This window comes from Pseudomonas sp. M1 (assembly GCF_022760135.1).
GTDB lineage: Bacteria > Pseudomonadota > Gammaproteobacteria > Pseudomonadales > Pseudomonadaceae > Pseudomonas > Pseudomonas citronellolis.
Genome location: NZ_CP094343.1, coordinates 1,948,608 through 1,969,182, shown reverse-complemented (window position 1 = coordinate 1,969,182; position 20,575 = coordinate 1,948,608). Strand labels below are relative to the sequence as shown.

The following is a 20,575-nucleotide window of genomic DNA, read 5'->3' as shown; positions in this document are numbered from 1 at the left end:
CCTCGAAACGGCGCGCCCTTAGAGCCTGTTTACGATCTCGCGAGCTAGAGCAGAACAAGGCGCAACGACCAACGGGAGTAACAGCCGAAGGCTGGCCCGAAGGGCGAGCGCAGCGAGTCAAAACAGGCGAGGGAGCGGAGTTTAGGCCGCTAAATGAGCATCGCTCGCCTGTTTTTAACGCAGTTATGCCGACGCGCAGCAGATCGTAGACAGGCTCTTAGCGGGCGGCGCCCTCGTAACCTTGCAGGACGTTGACTGCGTTGACGCCGATGGCCTCGACCGCGTAGCCGCCTTCCATGATGAACAGCGTCGGCAGGCCGAGGGCGGCAATGCGTTCGCCCATGCGCAGGTAGTCCGGGGAGTCCAGCTTGAACTGGGAAATGGGGTCGTCCTTGTAGGTGTCCACGCCCAGGGACACCACCACCGCGTCCGGCGCGTAGGCGGCGATCTTCCGGCAGGCGTCCTCCAGGGCGGCGGACCAGCCGTCCCAGCCGGTGCCGTGGGCCAGCGGGTAGTTGTGGTTGAAGCCCTCGCCCGCCCCTTCGCCGCGCTCGTCGGCATGGCCGAGGAAGTACGGGTACTCCACCAGCGGGTCGCCGTGGATCGAGGCGAAGAGTACGTCGCCACGGTCGTAGAACAGCTCCTGGGTGCCGTTGCCGTGGTGGTAGTCGACGTCGAGGATGGCCACGCGCTTGGCGCCCTGGTCGAGGAAGGCCTGGGCGACGACGGAGGCGTTGTTGATGAAGCAGTAGCCGCCCATGAAGTCGCTGCCGGCGTGATGGCCCGGCGGGCGGCACAGGCCGAAGGCGGTGCGCGCGCCCTGGCGCATGTGGTCCTGGGCGGTCAGCGCGACCTGGGCCGAGCTGTACACGGCCTGCCAGGTACCGGCAGTGATCGGCGCCTCGGTGTCGAAGCTGTAGTGACCCAGCTCGCCCATCAGGGCGGTGGGGATGGGGCCGTCGCGGCGCAGGCGGCGGCCCGGGAAGGTGGTGGAGACCAGGTCGCCGCTGTGGCCCTCGGCGGCCCAGCGGGCCCAGGCGCCCTTGAGGAAGGCGACGTACTTCGGATCGTGCACGCGGTGGATGGCATCCAGGCCGAAATCCTTCGGCGCGATGATCTCGCCGAGCTGCTGCGACTTCACCCGGGCCAACACGGTGTCGGCGCGGCTGGGCATTTCGAAGCAGGGCTGGAGCTTGCCATCGACCAGTTCGGACTGGCCGAAATGCAGGCGGTGATCGTCGCTGTAGACGGTCAGCATGAGTAAAACCTCTCGGCTTTGTTGTTCTTGGTGGGGGGATTCTGCCCATTCGGGCGGCCTCGGCTGAACGGTGGCGGCGGCCAAAAGGGGATAGATATGGCCAACATTTATGGCCCTTTACTACAGCGAACCTGCGTATCCCCGCCGGCTCGCTATGCTCTGGGGAATGGCTGCCGGCCCCATCGGTCGAACGGCATGCACCTGGCGAGGGAAGGAAGAAGAGATGTCGGGGGACCGCAAGATTCTGCTCCGTTGCCTATTGATCCTGAACCTGTTCTGCGCCGGCTGGGCCCTGGCCGCGCCGGCCCCGGGCCTGCCCGCCGACGAGCTGCCGACGCTGGCCGACGACGCCGGCCTGCCGACCCTGACCGAGCGCCTGGAAAGCATCCGCCAGGGCGTCTCCGAGCAGGTCGGCGACGACGAGCTGGCGCGCCTGCGCCTGGCCACCCTGGAGGTGCAGAGGATGGCGGGTGAGCGCGGCGACGAGCTGCAGGCCCGCCTCGACCGCCTGTCCGACCAGCTCAACGTGCTCGGCCCGCCGGTCGCGGGCGAGGCCGCCGCCCTGGCACTGCAGCGCACCGAGCTGAACCAGCAGAAGGCCGAACTGCAGGCCCAGGCCACCCAGGCGGCGCAGATCCTGCGTTCGGCCCAGGACCTGGCCGCGCAGATCGTCAACCTGCGCCGCAGCCTGTTCAACTCGCAGATCGCCACCCGCTCCGCGCCGCCCTTCAGCCCCGTCTTCTGGTCCACCCTGACGCGCCCCACCGAGGACGACCTGGCGCGCCTGCGCAACCTGGGCGACAAGCTCACCGCCAGCCTGGAGGACACCTGGCATGGTGCGCGCCTGCCGCTGCTGGCCTGCCTGGTCGCCGCCGCGCTGCTGTGGATACCGGGCCGGCGCCTGCTGGAAAGGTTCGCCGGCTACCTGGCCAGCCACTTCATCCCCGAGGGCCGCCTGCGCCGCAGCAGCCTGGCCCTGGCCATCGCCCTGGCCAGCGTGGTCACCTTCGGCGGCGCCGCCGCGCTGGTCCACCAGGGCCTGGACTGGAACGAGGGCCTCGACAACGGCCTGGCCAGCCTGGCCGGGCAGATGGTCACCCTGGCGGTGTTCAGCGCCTTCATCACCGGCCTGGGCCGCGCCCTGCTGATGGTCAGCCGGCCCTCCTGGCGCCTGCTGCCGATCCCGGACACTGCCGCCAGGGCGGTGGCCCACTTCCCCGGGCTGCTGGCGCTAGTGGCCATGCTGCTCGGCGCCCAGGACCGCATCAACAGCGCCATCGGCGCCAGCCTGGCGCTGACCGTGGCGGTCAACGGCCTCACCGCGCTGCTGATCGCCGTGCTCTTCGGCATCGCCCTGCTGCGCCTGCGCCGCAGCGACGAGGAGGACGAGGAACACCCGCGCCCGGCGCTGGCCGGGGTGATCCACCTCATCGCCCTGCTGGTGGTGCTGCTGATCGTCCTGGCGCTGCTCAGCGGCTACCTGTCGCTGGCCTTCTACCTGGCCACCAAGCTGCTGTGGATCAGCGCCGTGGCGGCGACCGGCTACCTGATCACGGCCTTCTTCGGCGACCTCTGCGACACCCTGCTGTCACCGCGCCAGGCCAGCGGCAAGACCCTTGCCCGCGCCCTCGGCCTGTCGTCGCAGCACCAGGCCCAGGCCGCCACCCTGCTGTCCGGGGTGGGCCGCACCCTGCTGGTGCTGATGACGCTGATGGTGATGCTCTCGCCCACCGCCAGCACCCCCGACGAACTGCTCGCCGGCGTCGAGCGCCTGGCCCAGGGCGGCCAGGCCCTGGGCAACCTCAACATCGTCCCGCAGGACATCCTGCTGGCCCTGCTCACCCTGCTCGGCGGGCTGTTCGCCCTGCGCCTGCTCAAGCGCTGGCTGGCCGAGCGGCTGCTGCCGGAAACCAGCATGGACGCCGGCATGCGCGCCTCGCTGGTGACCCTGGTCGGCTACCTCGGCTTCGTCCTGCTCGGCCTGCTGACGCTCTCGGCCCTGCGCATCAACCTGACCAGCCTGACCTGGGTGGTCAGCGCCCTGTCGGTGGGCATCGGCTTCGGCCTGCAGGCCATCGTGCAGAACTTCATCAGCGGCCTGATCCTGCTCACCGAGCGCCCGGTGAAGGTCGGCGACTGGGTCAGCCTCGGCGGGGTGGAGGGCGACATCCGCCGGATCAACGTGCGCGCCACGGAAATCCAGCAGTCGGACAACTCCACGGTGATAGTGCCCAACTCGCAACTGATCACCCAGAACGTGCGCAACGTGACCATGGGCGGCGCGCTGGGCAGCGTCGGCATCAGCCTCACGCTGCCGCTGGACACCGACGTGCACAAGGTCCGCGAACTGCTGCTGGCGGCCTACGCCGAGCACCCGGCCATCCTGGAAACCCCCAGGCCCTCGGTGAGCTTCACCCAGCTCACCGACCAGGGCCTGACGCTGGCGGCCAGCGGCAGCGTCAGCAGCCCACGGGGGGTCTCCGGCGCCCGGAGCGATCTGCTGTTCACCATCTTCGGCAGGTTGCGCGAGGAAGGCATCAGCCTGGTGGCGCCAAGGAGTTTGCGGTTGGTGGGGGGTGATGGGCGGTTGGTGGAGGATTCTGCTTCGGGTGAAAAGCCAAAGCCTGAGAGCCCCTCTCCCCAGCCCTCTCCCTGAAGGGAGAGGGAGCCGTTCGGTGTGAAGTGAAGCGATGGCGCTCGCCGGCAACACCTGGCTATCAGGATGACGCGGGACATATAGCCGCTCAGAACCAGTCCCCTCTCCCTTCAGGGAGAGGGTTAGGGAGAGGGAACGGACTCAACCGACGCAGCGGAATCTCCGGCGAACATCCGTTCGCGAGCAAGCTCGCTCCTACGAAAAGCCAGAGCGCCCTCTAACCCTTCCTCGCCAACAACGCCGCCGCCCCCTGCGCCTTGCGCGAATACCAGAACACCCGGCTCACCCCGCGCGTCACGGCCACATAGGCCAATCGCAAACTCTCATCCTGCATCGCCTGGTCATAGCTGTTGCGGAAGAACCCGCTGTGCGCATACAGCACGTTGCGCAACGGATGGCGCTCCGGCGGCGCGCAGTCGTCGATGATGATCGCCACCTCCGCCTGCAGGCCCTTGGCGCGGTGGATGCTCATGGCCTTCACCGGTAGCTTGGCGTCGAGCTGCGCCTGAATCTGCTGCAGCGGCTCGTTGCGCCGGCTCAGCAGCATCACCGCGGTGCTCTCGCGGCTGCCGCGCTGGGCCACGTGCTCGCACTGGGCGCGGATGTCGGCCACCAGCCTGGGCAGGTCGCGAGCCAGGTCGAAGCGGGTTTCCACGCGCACGCCATGGTCGCCCGGCTGCATCGGCTTGAAGGCGCGGCAGGTCTTGGCCTGCTTGAAGTTCACCTCGGCCAGCACCGACTCGGCATCGCGGATCACCGGCTCGATGCTGCGGTAGTTGGTCTCCAGCAGCAGCACCGTGCTCTGGCGGCTACGGCCCTTGCTGGGGAAGTGCTTGTCGAAGTCCATGAATAGCTCCGGCGAGCTGCCGCGCCAGCCGTAGATCGACTGCCAGTCGTCGCCGATGGCCATCAGGCTCGGCGCCTTGCCGCTGCGCGCCAGGAAACGGTGCAGGGCCTGCAGCCAGAGGACGATCTGCGGCGAGATGTCCTGGAACTCGTCGATCAGCAGGTGCGTCATCGGCTCGGCCGCTTCGAGCTTGGCATCGCCTTCGGCGAAGCGCTTGGTCAGTTGCTGGAAGGCGGCGTTGAAGGTGGTCAGGCGCTGGCGCTTGAGCAGGGCCAGGAAGAAGCTCCAGTAGATGGCCAGGGCTTCGAGGAAGATCTTCTCGCGGGTCGAGCAGTCCAGCTCGGCCACCTTCAGGTCCTGGGGGCGCAGGCCGAGGCTTTCCATGAAGCCGGCCTGGGTGTGGAAGACTTCCACCAGCGGCGCCTCGACGAACTCGCCGGGCAGGCGGAACGGCTGGACCGGCGCCGGGCCCGGCACTTCCTCCGGCTTCTCCAGGCCCAGCAGGCGGTGCACCTTGGCGCGGAAGGCGCCGTTGACCGCGTAGCACTCCTCGTAGGCCTCCAGCAGCAGGCGCTGCTGCGCCGGGCGCAGGCGGCCGCCGGTGAGGGGGTTGTCCGGCTCGTCGGGGTTGCGCTCCTCCAGTTGCTCGAACCAGCGCTGCTTGCCCAGCAGCTCGCGGGCCTGCACGCCCATGGCCGAGTGGAAGGTGCGCACGCATTCGCGGGCGCGGGCCATGTCGAAGGGGTACTGCCAGAAGGCGAGCACGCGCACCAGCTGTTCGCGCAACTGCGCGCAGGAGGCGTTGGTGAAGGAGATCACCGTGACCTTGTCCGCCTCGATACCCAGGTGGCAGAGCATGAACACCAGGCGCAGCACCAGGGTGGTGGATTTGCCCGAGCCTGCGCCGGCGAAGATGCGCGCCAGCGGCTGGCGGCAGAGGATCATCGCCCACTGCTCGTCCGACGGCGGGCTGACCACGCCGGCGCTGACCGCCTGGCGCACCCGCTCGCGCATCGCCTCGACCTGTTCCGGGCGCACCGCCAGGACGCGCGCCGGGTAGATGCCGGCGGGGCCTTCCACCGCAGGCTTCGCCGAAGCTTTCTCGCCCGCCTCGGCCTTGGGTTTGCGCGGTGCGCGGGGCTTGGCCGCGGCGCCGTCCTGCTTCCGCGCCGTGGCACGCGGCTTCTTCGCCGTTGGCGGCTGGGCGGCCTCGTTCTGCTCGCGCAGGTAGGCGGTGGTGCGCGGGAAATACCGCGCCAGGGATTCGGACAACAGCAGTTTGTAGCGCCTTACGGCAGACAGCATCGGAAGGCTCCGGCCCTGGAGGATGTCGCTGAATGATAAGGGGTTTCAGTGACGATCCGACAGCGCCGGGCGCCTTGCGTTCGCCTCAGGCGCCGGTCCAGCGGCGCAACAGCACGCTGGCGTTGACGCCGCCGAAGCCGAAACCGTTGGACAGCGCGTATTCCGTCTGCAGCGCCCGCGGCGCGCCCCGCACAAGGTCAATGCCGGCGGCGGCTTCGTCCGGCTCGTCGAGGTTGAGGGTCGCCGGGGCCAACTGGTCGCGCAGGGCCAGCAGGGTGAAGATCGCCTCCAGCCCGCCGGCCGCGCCCAGCAGGTGGCCGGTGGCGGACTTGGTGGCGCTCACCGCCACCGAGCCGGTGTCGCCGAACACCGCGCGGATGGCCGCCAGCTCGCCCTTGTCGCCCACCGGCGTGGAAGTGGCGTGGGCGTTCAGGTGACCGATCGACGCCGGGTCGATGCCGGCCTGGGCGATGGCCAGTTGCATGGCCCGGCGCGCGCCGCTGCCGTCTTCCGGGCCGGCGGTCAGGTGGTAGGCGTCGGCGCTGGTGCCGTAGCCGACCACCTCGGCCAGCGGCTGCGCGCCGCGGGCCAGGGCGTGCTCCAGCGACTCGATCACCAGCAGCCCGGCGCCCTCGCCCATGACGAAGCCGTCGCGCTGGCGGTCGAAGGGCCGCGAGGCCTGCTGCGGGCGGTCGTTGAAGCCACTGGACAGTGCCCGCGCCGCGGCGAAGCCGCCCAGGGCAACGCGGTCGATGGAAGCCTCGGCGCCGCCGCACAGGGCGACGTCCGCCTCGCCGGCACGGATCATCCGCGCGGCATCGCCGATGGCCTGCACGCTGGCGGCGCAGGCGGTCACCGGCGCGCCGATCGGCCCCTTGAAGCCATGGCGGATGGACACGTGGCCGGCCGCCAGGTTGACCAGGAACGACGGGATGGTGAACGGCGACAGGCGCCGCGGCCCGCGCCCGTCGGTGGTGCGCACGGCGTCGGCGATGGCGCTGAAGCCGCCGATGCCCGAGCCGATCACCGTGGCCGTGCGCGTCTGCCCGCGCTCGTCCCGGGGCGCCCAGCCGGCCTGGGCCAGGGCCTCCTCGGCGGCGGCCAGGGCGAAGAGGATGAAGCGGTGCATCTTTTTCTGCTCCTTGGCCGGCGCGGCGCGCTCGGCATCGAAGCCGGCCTCGGCGTCCACAGCGATGTCCGGCACCGGGCCGCCCACCTCGCAGGGCAGGTCGCGGACGAATTCGTCGGCCAGCCGGACGATGCCGGAGCGCCCCTGCAGCAGGCGCTGCCAGGCCTTCTCGGTGCCACATCCGAGGGGGCTGACCACCCCGGTCCCGGTTACCACGATGCGTTGTACGGCCATGATTTCACCTGCATGGGGATGGCTTTGCCATCATTGAATTACGATCAACATATAACATCCCGGGCGAGCCGACCATCCGTCGTCGCGCTCGGCGCGGCGGGGCGCGATCGACCACCCTTGCCCGGGTCCCGTATCCCTACAGAGGAGATCAGCCATGCGACTGGAAGGTTCCTGCCATTGCGGCGCCGTGACCTTCAGCCTGGAGAGCGCTCACCCATACCCCTACCAGCGCTGCTACTGCTCGATCTGCCGCAAGACCCAGGGTGGCGGGGGCTACGCCATCAACCTCGGCGGCGACGCCGCCAGCCTCAAGGTGCGCGGGCGCAAGCACCTGCGCGTCTATCACGCCAAGCTGCGCGAGCCCGGCCAGCGCACCCGCACCAGCACCGCCGAGCGCAACTTCTGTGGCGAATGCGGCAGCGCGCTGTGGCTGTTCAGCCCGGAATGGCCGGAGCTGATCCACCCCTTCGCCTCGGCCATCGACACCCCGCTGCCGGTGCCGCCGGAACACACCCACCTGCTGCTGGACTCCAAGGCCCCCTGGGTGGAGGTGGAAAAGCACCCGCGCGACCTGTACTTCGACGGCTACCCGGAGGAGTCCATCGCCGACTGGCACCGGCGCCTGGGGCTGGAGCGCTAGGCCTGCAGGCGGAACACCGCGAAGGCCGGCTCGGCGCTGGTCCAGTGCTCGCGCACCAGCCAGCCGCCGCGCTCGGCCAGCGTGCGGAAGTCGTCGATGGTGTACTTGTAGGAGTTCTCCGTGTGCAGGCGCTCGCCGGCGCGGAACAGGTACTCCATGCCGGCGATGCGCACGCGCTGCTCGACGCGGCTGACCAGGTGCATCTCGATGCGGCTGTGCTCGGCACTCCAGAAGGCCAGGTGGTCGAACTGGTCGAGCTGGAAGTCGGCGCCCAGTTCGCGGTTGATGCGCTGCAGCAGGTTGAGGTTGAAGCGCGCGGTCACGCCCTCGGCATCGTTGTAGGCGGCCTCCAGCACTTTCACGTCCTTGCGCAGGTCGACCCCGACGATGAAGCTCGCCCCCGGCCCCAGCAGTTCGTGGGCGCCCTGGAGGAAGGCCAGGGCCTGTTCCGGGGCGAAGTTGCCGATGGTGGAGCCGGGGAAGAAGCCCAGCCGCGGGCCGTCGGCCAGCGCCGGGGGCAGCGCCTCCAGGCGGGTGAAGTCGGCGCACAGGGGCTCGACGCGCAGCGCCGGGTAGTCGCGCTGCAGGCGCGCGGCGGCCTTGTCCAGGGCCGCCGGGCTGATGTCGATGGGCACGTAGCGGCGGATCTGCGGCGCCGCGTCCAGCAGCAGGCAGGTCTTCTCGCTGGCGCCGCTGCCGAACTCCACCAGGGTGCAGTCGGCCGGGATGCGCTCGGCCAGGTCCGGGGCGATGCGCTTGAGCAACGCGGTCTCGCTGCGCGTGGGGTAGTACTCGCGGGTGCGGCAGATGGCCTCGAACAGCTCGGAGCCGGCGGCATCGTAGAAGTACTTGGGCGACAGTTGCCGCGGCTGCAGCGAGAAGCCCGCCTCCAGGTCCTCGGCCAGCTCGCGCGCGCGCGGGTCCAGCGCGGCCTGCTCGGGCAGGTCGCGGGCCAGGCGCAGGCCGGCGAACATCCAGCGCTTCTCGGGGTGAAAGAAGTTGCGGTAGCTGGGCCGCGAATGCCCGACCGGGGTGATGCAGGCGCCGCCGCGCAGGACCATCTGGCTGACCATGAACTTGCCGTTGTACTCGCCCACCGCCCCGGCGCCGGGGCGGAAGCCGGGATACGCCGCATAGGCGCTCTGCGTCCACTGCCAGGCGGCGTCGTAGAGCTGGCGCAGGCGGCCGTCGCGGGCGGCCACTTCCCACTCCATCTCCGTGGGCAGCCGCGCGCCGACCCAGTTGGCGTAGGCGCTGGCCTCGTAGTAGCTGACGTGCAGCACCGGCGCGTCCACGTCCAGCGGGCGCAGGCCGGCCAGGCCGAACTCGTGCCAGCCGTCATCCTGCCGTCGCCAGTACAGCGGCGCTTCCCAGCCCTCCTCCTGCACTTTGGCCCAGCCGTCGGACAACCAGAACTCCGCGCGCCGGTAACCGCCATCCTCGATGAACGCCAGCCACTGGCCGTTGCTCACCAGCGACTCGGCGATCTCGAAGGGCGCCAGGAAGCAGCGGTGCGCCGGCGCCTCGTTGTCGAAGGCGAAACCCTGGCCGTCATGGCCGATGCCCAGCAGCCCGCCCTGGATCGCTAGGAAGCGCTGCGGCCCGCAGGCCGGGGGCGCATATCCCTCGCCATAGGCCGGCGCCAGCGGCGACAGGCTGAACAGGTGGAGGATGTCCATCAGCAGCAGTTCCTGGTGCTGCTCCTCGTGGGCCAGGCCCAGGCGCACCAGGGCTTCCAGCTCGGCGTCGGGTTCCCCGTCCAGCAGCGCCTGCATGTGCTCGTCGACGTGCAGCCGGTAGTCGAGCACCCGGTGCAGCGGCGGCCGCGTCAGCATCCCCCGCTGCGGCCGCGGCTGGCGAGCGCCCAGGGCCTCGTAGTAGGAATTGAACAGGTAGCCGAAGCTGGAGTCGAACTCGGCGTAGCCGGCCAGCCGCGGCTTGAGCAGGAAGGTCTCGAAGAACCAGGTAGTGTGGGCGATGTGCCACTTGGCCGGGCTGGCGTCGGGCATCGACTGGGCGACCGCGTCCTCGGCGCCGAGGGTGGCGATCAGTTCCTCGCTGTGCCGCCGCACCTGGCGGTAGGCATCGAGCAGGGATGGGGCCTTGCTGGACATGGGGTGGTCCCCTTTTCCGTGGGCGGGTTCGGAACGCAGGCGGCCATTCGTTCTCGAGGCTGGCCTTCTCCGGGTGGAAGGCACCGCTGCGTCGCACTCATCGGGTTCGAGCCGCGGCCCCGGTCAAAGGTTGCAACGAATTGTCGCCGGGGCCGCACCTTTTCAGGGTAGAAGCGCTCGCCGCGCCGGCCGGGAAAAACCGATGGGCGTGCCCGCTTGCCCCACCCCGCCCGGCTGGCCGATAGTCGCGCATCGACAAGGAGGCAGCATGTTCAGCAGAAGACAGATCAACCGCGCCATGCTCCTGGCGCCCCTGGCCGGCCTGCTCGCCGGCGCCGCGCGGGCGGACGGGCAATCCACGCTGGAACGCCTGCAGCAACTGGAGCGCGACAGCGGCGGGCGCCTGGGCGTGGCCGTGCTCGACACCGGCGATGGCCGCCGCTTCGGCCTGCGCGAGGACGAGCGCTTCCCGCTGTGCAGCACCTTCAAGCTGCTGCTCGCCGCCTGCATCCTGGCCCGCGTGGACCGCGGCGAGGAGCAGTTGGCGCGGCGCATCGTCTATAGCCAGGCGGACCTGGTGGAATATTCGCCGGTCAGCGAGCGCCACGTCGGCCAGCCGGGCATGAGCGTCGCCGAACTCTGCGAGGCGGCGATCACCCTGAGCGACAACGGCGCCGCCAACCTGCTGCTGGCCAGCCTGGGCGGCCCCGCCGGGCTGACCGACTGGCTGCGCAGCACCGGCGACGACGTCAGCCGCCTGGACCGCAACGAACCCACCCTCAACCAGGCCCTCCCGGGCGACCCGCGCGACACCAGCACCCCGCGGGCGATGGTCGCCACCCTGCAGCGCCTGCTGCTGGCCGACGTCCTGCAACCCGCCTCGCGCGATCGGCTGAACGCCTGGCTGGCGGCCAACAAGACCGGCGACAAACGCATCCGCGCCGGCCTGCCAACGGGCTGGAAAGTCGGCGACAAGACCGGCACCGGCGAACGCGGCACCAGCAACGACGTGGCCATCCTCCGGCCGCCGGGCCGCGCGCCGATCCTGGTGGCGGCCTACCTCACCGGCAGCCCGGTCCCGGCGGAAAAGCGCGATGCGCTGCTGGCGGAGGTTGGGCGGCTGGCGGCGGGGTTGGTGTCGGACCCGGGCTGATATCGCGCTTGAATGGCCGGCGCTATCATTGCCGGCCATTCGTCAGGAGGAAATGAACATGTCCCAGGGAAGGATCCGCGCGGTAGCCCTCTGCGTCTTTCACCACCAGGGGCGAATCCTGGTCAATCAGGCCTACGACCCGGTCAAAGGGCGCCATTACTACCGGCCGCTAGGCGGCGGCATAGAGTTTGGCGAGACCAGCGCCGTCGCAGTGGCGCGGGAAATCCGCGAGGAACTAGGCCTGGACATCCAGGAGTTGCGCCTACTTGGGACGCTGGAGAATCTATTCACCTACGCGGGCCGTCCTGGGCATGAGCTGGTGATGGTCTACGACGGCCGCTTCGCCGATACCTCGACCTACCATTTGGCCGAGCTGCCCGGCAGCGAAAGCGATGGCACACCCTTCACCGCGGTCTGGTGCAGCGCCGCCGACTTCGACGAACACACGCCACTGTTTCCCGATGGCCTGCCGGAACTGCTGCGCGCACGGGGCCTGCTCGGCGGCTGAGCATTTCAGCCGCCGTGGGATGGGTATCGCTTCGCAGCGATACCCATCGTCGCTCAAGATGAGCGTCGCCAGTTAGGCAGAAACCCTCGCCATCTAGCGGCCGAGTTCGGCGCGTTGAACAGAGAGGGGATGTCGTTGAACCTCATCCATAGCTCGCCCTGCCACTCCAGCATGCCCACCGCCGGCCTAAGCCCTTGGAGTTGCACGCGACGAGGTTGTATCGGCGAACATTCGGTGTGATCGCGCAGAACCGGCAGAACCTCCACCATCAGCCATCTTCGCAGGCTGCGATGTTCAGGGTTGCGGTAGCGGCTGAGCATATAGAACAAGCCGAAATCGTTTATCAGCCAAACGCTCTCCTCACCATTACGGGTAGCCAGTCGTGCCTGGCACTTGAGGTCGCAGTCAAGGCGGTTGATGACATAAGGCTCGACCCGTTCGCCGATCAGTGAGCCCAGATCTCGGGCTACCAACCAAGGCTGGCCGTCAATCGGCACACCGCGCAGAGATCGGTTGTAGCGTTGAAAAACAAGGGGCGGATATACATCGTCCATGGTGAAGCTCCTAGGTAGAAAAAGAGCCACCACCGCTTCGTCGCCAAACGAATTGGAGGCGGAACCGCACAGGGTTGGCGAACCGGCTACCTAGGTCCCGGCAGACCCGAAGGTCTCCCCATACGGCCCGCCATGGCAAAGCACTACGCACAGGAATACGTCGCAGGGCAATGAAGCGTCGCCGCACTAGGTAGTAACAGGTCGCCAAACCCGTCCCCTGTCGCTTTCACAGGGGCGCGCTGAGGGTATTGGGAGGTAGCCCAAGGCGTCAAGCCAGGCAAGCGCATTAGACCTCGGCATCTAGGACTCGATGGCACGAACCATCTTGCACTTGACATTATTCACAAATGAATATTTTATTCATCCAATCCCCATTAACGACAAAGTAGATTCAGATGATCAAATCAGCCCTAAAAAAATGCAGACTGGAGGCAGGAATGACTCAGATGGCAGTTGCCGAAGCCATGGGCATTAGCCAGCCAACTTATCAGCGCTGGGAAAGTGGTGCATTCCCCATTCCAGAATCCAAGCAAAAGAAGCTGGCTAAACTTCTCAAGACGTCCTTAGATAGGCTACTTGGGAAGCAGCCTGACTTTGATATATTCGGTATAGATGAGGATATATCCGATACCAGGAAGTATTATGGAGAAGTCTCGATCCACTTCGAAACCGGAGCCCCCTTACTCCTGCCGATATCAATAGGATCATTCTCTCGACTTTATCAATCCATCCAAAATTCTGATGACTTTATAGTCACCGAATCCCTTGACAATAGAATTGTTTTCATAAGAAAAGCGGCAATAGCCGACATATATTTCTCAAGCGATGCCTATGATGACTATGGCCCAGAATCATATTCAGGAAATCTTGGAATATTTCCTGATGATGAGTTCTGGACATTTGTTGAATATCTCGAGAACCCAGAATGCCTAGATCAGGAGCTTGAGAGAGAGGTGATTTTACGTCTAACAAAAGAGCATGATTTCTCCGGACACCACATAGATGAGCTGCTTTCTAGCGGTGAAATATCCTCCGAGGAACATCACCAGGCACTAAAGGTTTTCCAAGAAAGAATAGAAGCACTAATAGATAGATCTCGAAAAATAATCTGGCAGCTTTCCAATGGAAAAGTCAGGAACGTGGAAATCCTAGAGAACAAAGAAATATACGAAGCACTAAGCTTAACAGAAGTCGATCCAAGCAATTTGGATCCGATATGCTTGCCAGTGGAAGGATACCATCGAACCGTCTTCATTCAGAAAACGCTGATAGATTACATATCAGCCCCCAAGCACAAATATTATGATGGAGCACTTGATTCAACCGAGGAGATACTTGGAGAATAAGACGTTTCACACTTTTATCGTGATCGCACTATCAAGCGCGCCTAGAACATCCTGTCGTCATACATGAAGTCGTAACTGTCCTCGACCCGCACCCGGCTCATCGCCGGGTGCCGCGGGTTGAGCAGGAGGCTCCACTCCAGCGGCAGCACCGCCGAGGGCACTATCAGGCCGAGCTGTTCGCCGGCCTGCAGCCAGCGGGTGCCGTAGTCCATGCTCGGGCGGTCCGCCGGCAGGCTGTTCCAGCCCTCGGGCAGGTCCCGGGGATCGGGCTTGAGGTAGAGGTCGTCGCCTTCCGGGAGCCGAAAGGCAGTGATCTTCATCGGGAAGGTCGGCCGGCCGCTGGCGTGCACGAAGGTTTCCAGGCAGCAGATGGCCGGCGTCAGGCCCAGGTAGACGACCGGTACGTCACGATGATTCCAGCGCCCGCCGAGGATGGCCGCGCCCTGGCCGCTCAGGTCGCCGGCCCGGGCCGCCTTGGCGACGCGCCAGGCCCGCATCAGGCGGCCCCGCCCCACTCCAGCGCGTGCAGCACGCGGCGTACCTGGTTGGCGCCTATCTCGGTGTCGCAGAGGCTCAGCGGCGTCTGGCCGCCGAGGGCCTGGTTGGGGCGCGCCAGCCACTGGGCCGCGGCGTCCTTGTCTTCGAACACCTGCTCGGCCAGCACGGCCACCGAGGCCAGGCGGTCGAGGCGCTCCGAGGTGACCAGGTCCAGCGCCTGGCCGGCCTTCTTCTTGCGCTCGTAGGTGGACAGGGAGATGTTGAACAGCTCGACGAAGCCGGGGCCGCTGATGCGGAAGGTATCGCGCACCGATTCGACCCAGCGCCAGCTCAAGCCGTGGCGGATGTGCTGCAGCCGCTGGGCCTCGGTGAGGCTGGCATGGTCGTGCACCAGATGCCAGAACACCGGGGACGGCGAGTCGCTGCGACGACGATCTTCCGTCTTGATGGCCAACATGCGCCCCTCAAATGATGAAAAACAAACCGTCAAATGAAGGCTACTCTCTTCTGGCGGTTTTGCCCAGCCAGGATGCCGGGAGCAGGCGGGCGCACAGCACGATGAACAAAATATTGCACACCCATCTTGAACAGAAGACTTCCTGCCTGGGCCTCATCACAAGAAAATAATGAATTCCTGCGCCATCTACTCATTGCTTGAGTCTATCGATTTGCCAATCCTCCTAAGTTCAGGCAACATAGTGTTCATTATGTTGAACATCACGATTCAAACCCTCTTCACTTCCCGCCTGGTCTCCCGCGAGCGCCACTGGACCGGCGATCTCTAGCGCCCTCCCTCGAAGTCACGTCTTTGGTGACGATGTACCCGAGCCTATCGCTCGCCCTGCGTCACCTCCCCCGCTCCGACTTTCCGCCTGGCCGCACGTGCAAACGTGGGGGTAGCGGCTTGCCCAAGGGAGGGCTCGCTCATGCGTTCCTGGATCTATCTGTTCGCCGCCATCGGTTTCGAAGTGGTCGGCACCACTTCGATGAAACTCACCACCACCCTGGCCCCGTTCTATGGCCACCTGCTGATGTACGCCATGGTCGGCCTGTCGTACTACTTCCTGTCGCTGGCCATCAAGCGCGTGCCGGTGGGCGTGGCCTACGCCCTCTGGGAGGGCATCGGCATCGTCCTCATCACCCTGGTCAGCGTCGCCTGGCTGGGCGAGAACCTGGCCCCGGAGAAGGTCCTGGGCCTGGCCGTGATGATCGCCGGCATCCTGCTGGTGAAGTCCGGCACCCGCAGCAAGCGCGAGCCGTCCGCAGAGGAGGCCGTCGCATGCTGAGCCTCGATTGGGTTCCGTTCGCCTGGCTGGGCCTGGCGATCGTGCTGGAAGTGATCGCCAACCTGCTGCTGAAGTATTCCGACGGCTTCCGCAGGCGCGCCCTGGGCGTCACCTCGATCCTCTGCGTGCTGGGCGCCTTCTCGGCCCTGGCGCAGGCGGTGAAGGACATAGAACTGTCGGTGGCCTATGCGGTGTGGGGCGGCTTCGGCATCCTCGCCACCGTGGCCATGGGCTGGGCCCTGTTCGGCCAGCGCCTGGTGTGGCGTGGCTGGCTCGGGTTGGGCTTGCTGGTGGCGGGGATGGCGCTGCTGAAGCTGGCCTGAGGAAACGAAAACGGGGCGCCGCATTGGCGCCCCGTTTTCGTTTGGGAGTGACGGATACCTGTGGGAGCGGGCCCTGCCCGCGATTTCGCGCGCAGGGCGCGCTCCTACAAGGGCACGGCGTATGGGCAACCTGTAGGGATCTCATCCGCGAATCGCGCCGGGATGACTGGCTATCGCGGACAAAGTCCGCTCCTACGGTTGAACTACGTGCCTCACGGAAACCTGTAGGAGCAGGCCCTGCCTGCGAAATCGCGCGCAGGGCGCGCTCCTACAGGGGCACGGCGTATGGGCAACCTGTAGGATCTCATCCGCGAATCGCGCCGATATGTCCGGCTATCGCGGACAAGGTCCGCTACGGTTGAGCTACGTGCCTCGCTCCTACGAAAAGCCCATCAGCGCTCGGCCACGCTCAGGCGTGTGGCGCCCTGCTCGCCACGCGCGCGGCGGCGGGTGACCAGCAGGCCGGAGCAGACGATCAGCACGCTCAGCAACGCGGTGGCGGTCACTTCCACGCGGTGGTCCGGGCGCAGCAGCATCAGCACCAGTACGCCGACGATGAACAGGATCACACCCCAGGTCAGCCAGGGGAACAGCCACATGCGGTACTGCGGTGCCTGGCCCTCGGCGTTCATGCGCTTGCGCATGCGCAGCTGGGAGATGGCGATCACCAGGTACACCAGCAGCGCGATGGCGCCGGAGCTGGCCATGAGGAAGCCAAACACCTGCGCGGGCACCAGGTAGTTCGCGATCACCGTGGCGAAGGCTGCAGCAGTCGACAACAGTACCGCCACCACCGGGGTGCCGGCGCGGCTGGTGATGCGCGCGGCGGCCGGGGCGTCGCCGCGGCTGCTCAGCGAGTAGAGCATGCGCGAGGCAGTGTACAGCGACGAGTTCAGGCAACTGGTCACCGAGGTCAACACCACCACGTCGATCAGCGCCTTGGCGTGGGGCACGCCGAGCACTTCCAGCACGGTCACGTAGGAGCCGTCGGCGGCCAGGCGCGAATCGGTCCAGGGCACCAGGGCGACGACGATGAAGATCGACAGGATGTAGAACAGGGTGATCCGCCAGATCACCGAATTGGTGGCCTTGGAAATCTGCTTCTCGGCCGCGTCCGATTCGGCGGCGGCGATGGTCACCACTTCCGCGCCGAGGAACGAGAACATGGTGATCAGCATGGCGCTGAGCACCGCGCCGAAGCCGTTGGGCATGAAGCCGCCGTTGTCCCACAGGCGCGACACGCCGCTGACCCCGGTGTTGGGCAGCAGGCCGAGGATGGCGCAGGCGCCGAGGAGGATGAAGCCGACGATGGCGATCACTTTCACCAGCGCCAGCCAGAACTCGAACTCGCCGTAGTTCTTCACGCTGAACAGGTTGGTCACGGTGAGCAGCAGGGTGATGGCCAGGGACAGCACCCAGATGTCCAGTTGCGGCACCCAACTGTTGATGATGGTGGCGGCGATGTTCGCCTCGATGGGGATCACCAGGACCCAGAACCACCAGTACAGCCAGCCGATGGTGTAGCCGGCCCACTTGCCGATGGCGCGGTCGGCGTAGGTGGAGAAGGAGCCGGTGTCGGGCGACGCCACGGCCATCTCGGCCAGCATGCGCATGACGATCACCACCAGGGCGCCGGCCAGCATGTACGCGAGAATGGCCGCCGGGCCCGCCTCGGCGATGGCGCGGCCGGAGCCGACGAACAGGCCGGCGCCGATCACGCCGGCGATGGACAGCATGGTCACATGCCGCGATTTCAACCCATGGCTCAGGTTGTTCTTGTTGAGCTGTTGCATGGTCTCACCTTGTAAAGCTGCGTCCCTGCGGCGGAAATGGCCCGGCCCACCCGTGCGTGGGCACGGGCGGGTACGGGGTCCGTCTTTGTTCTCTTCGGCGCGGCCCCTTCAGGGAAAGGGGCCGCGGGGCACGCGGAGGAACCTCAGGCCAGTTCGTCGAAGCACTCGCCGATGATGCCCAGGCCACGCTGCAGGTCGGCGTCGCTGACGGTCAGCGGCACGAGGATGCGCAGGACGTTGTAGTAGGTACCGCAGGACAGCAGCACCAGGCCCTTGTCGCGGGCCTTGGCGACGATCCTGGCGGTCAGTTCGGCGGCTGGGGTCTGGCCGTCGGCTTCGAACAGTTCCACCGCGACCATGGCGCCGAGGATGCGCACGTCGCCGACGCTGGCGTGACGCTCGCCGATCCGGCGCAGGCCGGCGCCGAGGATCTCGCCCACGGCCTGGGCGCGCTGCAGCAGGTTTTCTTCCTCGAAGGCCTCGATCACCGCCAGGGCGGCGGCGCAGGAGATCGGGTTGCCGGCGTAGGTACCGCCCAGGCCGCCCGGGGCCACCGCGTCCATCAGCTCGGCCTTGCCGGCCACGCCGGCCAGCGGGAAGCCGCCGGCGATGGACTTGGCGAAGGTGGTCAGGTCGGCGGCGACGCCCATCTGTTCCATGGCGAAGAAGGTGCCGGTGCGGCCGGCGCCGGTCTGCACTTCGTCGGCGATCAGGACGATGCCGTGCTCGTCGCACAGGGCGCGCAGGCGCTGCATGAAGTCCTTCGGCGCCGGGTTGAAGCCGCCCTCGCCCTGCACCGGCTCGAGGATGATCGCGGCGATGTCGCGCGGCTGCGCGTCGTTCTTGAAGATGCGCTCGATGCTGGCGATGGCGTCGTCCACCGACACGCCGTGCAGGGCGTTCGGGTACTGCGCGCGGAACACGCCGCCGGGCATCAGGCCCAGGCCGGCGGAGTACGGCACCACCTTGCCGGTCAGCGCCAGGGTGTAGTGGGTGCGGCCGTGGTAGGCGCCGGTGAAGGCGATCACGCCGCTGCGGCCGGTGGCGGCGCGGGCGATCTTGATGGCGTTCTCCACGGCTTCGGCGCCGGTGGTCACCAGCAGGGTCTTCTTCTCGAAGTCGCCGGGGAGCATGCCGTTGATCTTCTCGGCCAGGGCCACGTAGCCCTCGTAGCCGAACACGTGAAAGCAGGTGTGGGTCAGCTTGGCCATCTGCGCCTGCACGGCGGCCATCACCTTCGGGTGCAGGTGGCCGGTGTTGAGCACGGCGATGCCGCCGGCGAAGTCCAGGTATTCGCGGCCTTCCACGTCCCAGATGGTGGCGTTCTCGGCGCGCTCGGCGTAGATCTGGTGGATCTGGCCGACGCCGCGCGGGATGGCGGCCATGCGCCGTTGTTGCAGGCTCTGGTTGCTGTTCATGCTGTCTCCAGGTCAGGAATGGGTGGGCGGACGCGCGTTACACGCCGATGCACAGGTATTTGATTTCCAGGTAGTCCTCGATGCCGTACCTGGAGCCTTCGCGGCCCAGGCCCGAGGCCTTGATGCCGCCGAAGGGGGCGACTTCGTTGGAAATGATCCCGGTGTTGATGCCGACGATGCCGTACTCCAGCGCCTCGCCGACGCGGAACACGCGGCCCAGGTCGCGGGCGTAGAAGTAGGCGGCCAGGCCGAACTCGGTGTCGTTGGACATGGCGATCACCTCGGCCTCGTCCTTGAAGCGGAACAGCGGCGCCAGCGGGCCGAAGGTCTCTTCCTTGGCCACGGCGGCGTCGTTCGGCACGTCGACCAGGATGGTCGGCTCGAAGAAGGTGCCGCCCAGGGCGTGCGGCTTGCCGCCGGCGACGACCTTGGCGCCCTTGCCCACGGCGTCGGCGATGTGCTCCTCGACCTTGGCCACGGCCTTGGCGTCGATCAGCGGGCCGGTGGTGATGCCCTGCTCCAGGCCGTTGCCGATGTTCAGCTTGGCCACGGCGGCCTTGAGCTTCTTGACGAAGGCGTCGTACACGCCGTCCTGGATGTACAGGCGGTTGGCGCAGACGCAGGTCTGGCCGTTGTTGCGGTACTTGGAGACCAGCGCGCCGTCCACGGCGGCATCCAGGTCGGCGTCGTCGAAGACGATGAAGGGCGCGTTGCCGCCCAGCTCCAGGGAGACCTTCTTGATGTCCTTGGCGCACTCGGCCATCAGCTGGCGGCCGATTTCGGTGGAACCGGTGAAGGTCAGCTTGCGCACGATCGGGTTGCTGGTCAGCTCGCCGCCGACTTCGCCGGCGCTGCCGGTGACCACGCTGAACACGCCTTTCGGAATGCCGGCGCGCTCGGCCAGTTCGGCCAGGGCCAGGGCGGAATACGGCGTCTGCGAAGCGGGCTTGAGCACCATGGTGCAGCCGGCGGCCAGGGCCGGGCCGGCTTTACGGGTGATCATCGCCGAGGGGAAGTTCCACGGGGTGATGGCGGCGGTGACGCCGATGGGCTGCTTGATCACCATCAGGCGCTTGTCCGGCTGGTGGCCGGGGATCATGTCGCCGTAGACGCGCTTGGCCTCTTCGCCGAACCACTCGAGGAAGGAGGCGGCGTAGGCGATCTCGCCCTTCGCCTCGGTCAGTGGCTTGCCCTGTTCGAGGGTCATCAGGCGGGCCAGGTCGTCCTGGTTCTCGATCATCAGTTCGAACCAGCGGCGCAGCTTGTTGGCGCGCTCCTTGGCGGTCAGCGCGCGCCAGGCCGGCAGGGCGCGGTCGGCAGCCTCGATGGCGCGGCGGGTCTCGGCGGCGCCCATCTTCGGCACGCTGCCGATGATTTCGTTGCTGGCCGGGTTGTTGACCTTGAGGGTCTGGCCGTTGTCGGCATCCACCCAGGCACCGTCGATGTAGGCCTGCTGGCGGAACAGGCTGGAGTCTTTGAGTTGCACGCGTTCTTCCTCGTTATAGGTGGCGGG

Annotated in this window: 17 protein-coding genes; 7 read left to right on the top strand and 10 right to left on the bottom strand. The window is 67.0% G+C overall.

Annotation, left to right across the window (positions count from 1 at the left end; translation table 11 throughout):
- Positions 1–217 precede the first annotated feature (217 nt).
- Positions 218–1,258 (bottom strand): histone deacetylase family protein, encoded by a 1,041-nt coding sequence (locus tag PM1_RS09000; RefSeq protein WP_009623534.1) that lies wholly within the window; start codon positions 1,256–1,258, stop codon positions 218–220.
- Positions 1,259–1,481: 223 nt separating this feature from the next.
- Here PM1_RS09000 and PM1_RS08995 point away from each other — a divergent pair, with 223 nt between their 5' ends.
- Positions 1,482–3,914, top strand: coding sequence for a DUF3772 domain-containing protein (locus PM1_RS08995; protein WP_009623537.1), 2,433 nt, complete (start codon positions 1,482–1,484; stop codon positions 3,912–3,914).
- 217 nt (positions 3,915–4,131) lie between these two features.
- Here the strand turns inward: PM1_RS08995 and PM1_RS08990 are convergent, their stop codons facing one another.
- Complete coding sequence (locus PM1_RS08990; RefSeq protein ID WP_009623538.1) at positions 4,132–6,066, bottom strand: DEAD/DEAH box helicase; 1,935 nt, start codon at positions 6,064–6,066, stop codon at positions 4,132–4,134.
- Between the two features lie 85 nt (positions 6,067–6,151).
- On the bottom strand, positions 6,152–7,429 hold the full coding sequence (fabF, locus tag PM1_RS08985; protein ID WP_009623539.1) for a beta-ketoacyl-ACP synthase II: 1,278 nt from the start codon (positions 7,427–7,429) through the stop codon (positions 6,152–6,154).
- A 154-nt stretch (positions 7,430–7,583) separates the two neighbouring features.
- Between fabF and PM1_RS08980 the strand changes: the two genes are divergently transcribed.
- Positions 7,584–8,069 (top strand): GFA family protein, encoded by a 486-nt coding sequence (locus tag PM1_RS08980; protein WP_009623540.1) that lies wholly within the window; start codon positions 7,584–7,586, stop codon positions 8,067–8,069.
- Here the strand turns inward: PM1_RS08980 and egtB are convergent.
- The gene (egtB, locus tag PM1_RS08975) at positions 8,066–10,183 is read right to left on the bottom strand and encodes an ergothioneine biosynthesis protein EgtB (RefSeq protein ID WP_009623541.1); all 2,118 of its coding nucleotides are present in this window, start codon (positions 10,181–10,183) and stop codon (positions 8,066–8,068) included. The two genes, PM1_RS08980 and egtB, sit on opposite strands and share 4 nt — an antisense overlap.
- 268 nt (positions 10,184–10,451) lie before the next feature.
- On the opposite strand from egtB, the gene bla reads away from it, so the two are divergent.
- Together bla and PM1_RS08965 are read left to right on the top strand one after the other, a co-directional pair.
- Positions 10,452–11,336 (top strand): class A beta-lactamase, encoded by an 885-nt coding sequence (bla, locus tag PM1_RS08970; RefSeq protein ID WP_009623542.1) that lies wholly within the window; start codon positions 10,452–10,454, stop codon positions 11,334–11,336.
- A 58-nt stretch (positions 11,337–11,394) separates the two neighbouring features.
- Positions 11,395–11,844 (top strand): NUDIX hydrolase, encoded by a 450-nt coding sequence (locus tag PM1_RS08965; RefSeq protein WP_009623543.1) that lies wholly within the window; start codon positions 11,395–11,397, stop codon positions 11,842–11,844.
- Positions 11,845–11,897: 53 nt separating this feature from the next.
- On the opposite strand, the gene PM1_RS08960 is transcribed toward PM1_RS08965, so the two are convergent.
- Positions 11,898–12,398, bottom strand: coding sequence for a BRO-N domain-containing protein (locus PM1_RS08960; RefSeq protein WP_009623545.1), 501 nt, complete (start codon positions 12,396–12,398; stop codon positions 11,898–11,900).
- 395 nt (positions 12,399–12,793) lie between these two features.
- On the opposite strand from PM1_RS08960, the gene PM1_RS08955 reads away from it, so the two are divergent.
- Positions 12,794–13,744 (top strand): helix-turn-helix transcriptional regulator, encoded by a 951-nt coding sequence (locus PM1_RS08955; protein WP_024128571.1) that lies wholly within the window; start codon positions 12,794–12,796, stop codon positions 13,742–13,744.
- Positions 13,745–13,785: 41 nt separating this feature from the next.
- On the opposite strand, the gene PM1_RS08950 is transcribed toward PM1_RS08955, so the two are convergent.
- A complete protein-coding gene (locus PM1_RS08950) occupies positions 13,786–14,241 on the bottom strand; it encodes an RES family NAD+ phosphorylase (RefSeq protein WP_009623549.1) in 456 nt (151 codons plus the stop codon).
- A complete protein-coding gene (parS, locus tag PM1_RS08945) occupies positions 14,241–14,699 on the bottom strand; it encodes a type II RES/Xre toxin-antitoxin system antitoxin (RefSeq protein ID WP_009623551.1) in 459 nt (152 codons plus the stop codon). Before parS ends, PM1_RS08950 begins: the two co-directional genes overlap by 1 nt.
- 469 nt (positions 14,700–15,168) lie before the next feature.
- On the opposite strand from parS, the gene PM1_RS08940 reads away from it, so the two are divergent.
- Both PM1_RS08940 and mdtI read left to right on the top strand, forming a co-directional pair.
- Positions 15,169–15,528: a multidrug/spermidine efflux SMR transporter subunit MdtJ gene (locus PM1_RS08940; RefSeq protein WP_009623553.1), complete on the top strand. Its 360-nt coding sequence runs from the start codon at positions 15,169–15,171 to the stop codon at positions 15,526–15,528.
- Positions 15,522–15,851 (top strand): multidrug/spermidine efflux SMR transporter subunit MdtI, encoded by a 330-nt coding sequence (mdtI, locus tag PM1_RS08935; RefSeq protein WP_009623555.1) that lies wholly within the window; start codon positions 15,522–15,524, stop codon positions 15,849–15,851. Before PM1_RS08940 ends, mdtI begins: the two co-directional genes overlap by 7 nt.
- Positions 15,852–16,243: 392 nt before the next feature.
- On the opposite strand, the gene gabP is transcribed toward mdtI, so the two are convergent.
- The 3 genes from gabP to gabD form a co-directional block, all read right to left on the bottom strand.
- Positions 16,244–17,644, bottom strand: coding sequence for a GABA permease (gene gabP, locus PM1_RS08930; protein ID WP_009623557.1), 1,401 nt, complete (start codon positions 17,642–17,644; stop codon positions 16,244–16,246).
- A 143-nt stretch (positions 17,645–17,787) separates the two neighbouring features.
- Entirely contained in the window at positions 17,788–19,062 is a 1,275-nt protein-coding gene (gabT, locus tag PM1_RS08925) for a 4-aminobutyrate--2-oxoglutarate transaminase (RefSeq protein ID WP_009623558.1), read from the bottom strand.
- A 37-nt stretch (positions 19,063–19,099) separates the two neighbouring features.
- A complete protein-coding gene (gabD, locus tag PM1_RS08920; RefSeq protein WP_009623559.1) occupies positions 19,100–20,548 on the bottom strand; it encodes an NADP-dependent succinate-semialdehyde dehydrogenase in 1,449 nt (482 codons plus the stop codon).
- Positions 20,549–20,575: the final 27 nt, after the last annotated feature.

Excerpts from the sequence above, each read along its gene's own strand:
- gabP (WP_009623557.1), bottom strand. The coding sequence starts at position 17,644 with ATGCAACAGCTCAACAAGAACAACCTGAGCCATGGGTTGAAATCGCGG.
- gabT (WP_009623558.1), bottom strand. The coding sequence starts at position 19,062 with ATGAACAGCAACCAGAGCCTGCAACAACGGCGCATGGCCGCCATCCCG.
- PM1_RS09000 (WP_009623534.1), bottom strand. The coding sequence starts at position 1,258 with ATGCTGACCGTCTACAGCGACGATCACCGCCTGCATTTCGGCCAGTCC.
- PM1_RS08960 (WP_009623545.1), bottom strand. The coding sequence starts at position 12,398 with ATGGACGATGTATATCCGCCCCTTGTTTTTCAACGCTACAACCGATCT.
- mdtI (WP_009623555.1), top strand. The coding sequence starts at position 15,522 with ATGCTGAGCCTCGATTGGGTTCCGTTCGCCTGGCTGGGCCTGGCGATC.
- fabF (WP_009623539.1), bottom strand. The coding sequence starts at position 7,429 with ATGGCCGTACAACGCATCGTGGTAACCGGGACCGGGGTGGTCAGCCCC.
- PM1_RS08965 (WP_009623543.1), top strand. The coding sequence starts at position 11,395 with ATGTCCCAGGGAAGGATCCGCGCGGTAGCCCTCTGCGTCTTTCACCAC.
- PM1_RS08990 (WP_009623538.1), bottom strand. The coding sequence starts at position 6,066 with ATGCTGTCTGCCGTAAGGCGCTACAAACTGCTGTTGTCCGAATCCCTG.
- bla (WP_009623542.1), top strand. The coding sequence starts at position 10,452 with ATGTTCAGCAGAAGACAGATCAACCGCGCCATGCTCCTGGCGCCCCTG.
- parS (WP_009623551.1), bottom strand. The coding sequence starts at position 14,699 with ATGTTGGCCATCAAGACGGAAGATCGTCGTCGCAGCGACTCGCCGTCC.
- PM1_RS08995 (WP_009623537.1), top strand. The coding sequence starts at position 1,482 with ATGTCGGGGGACCGCAAGATTCTGCTCCGTTGCCTATTGATCCTGAAC.
- PM1_RS08940 (WP_009623553.1), top strand. The coding sequence starts at position 15,169 with ATGCGTTCCTGGATCTATCTGTTCGCCGCCATCGGTTTCGAAGTGGTC.
- egtB (WP_009623541.1), bottom strand. The coding sequence starts at position 10,183 with ATGTCCAGCAAGGCCCCATCCCTGCTCGATGCCTACCGCCAGGTGCGG.
- PM1_RS08980 (WP_009623540.1), top strand. The coding sequence starts at position 7,584 with ATGCGACTGGAAGGTTCCTGCCATTGCGGCGCCGTGACCTTCAGCCTG.
- PM1_RS08950 (WP_009623549.1), bottom strand. The coding sequence starts at position 14,241 with ATGCGGGCCTGGCGCGTCGCCAAGGCGGCCCGGGCCGGCGACCTGAGC.
- PM1_RS08955 (WP_024128571.1), top strand. The coding sequence starts at position 12,794 with ATGATCAAATCAGCCCTAAAAAAATGCAGACTGGAGGCAGGAATGACT.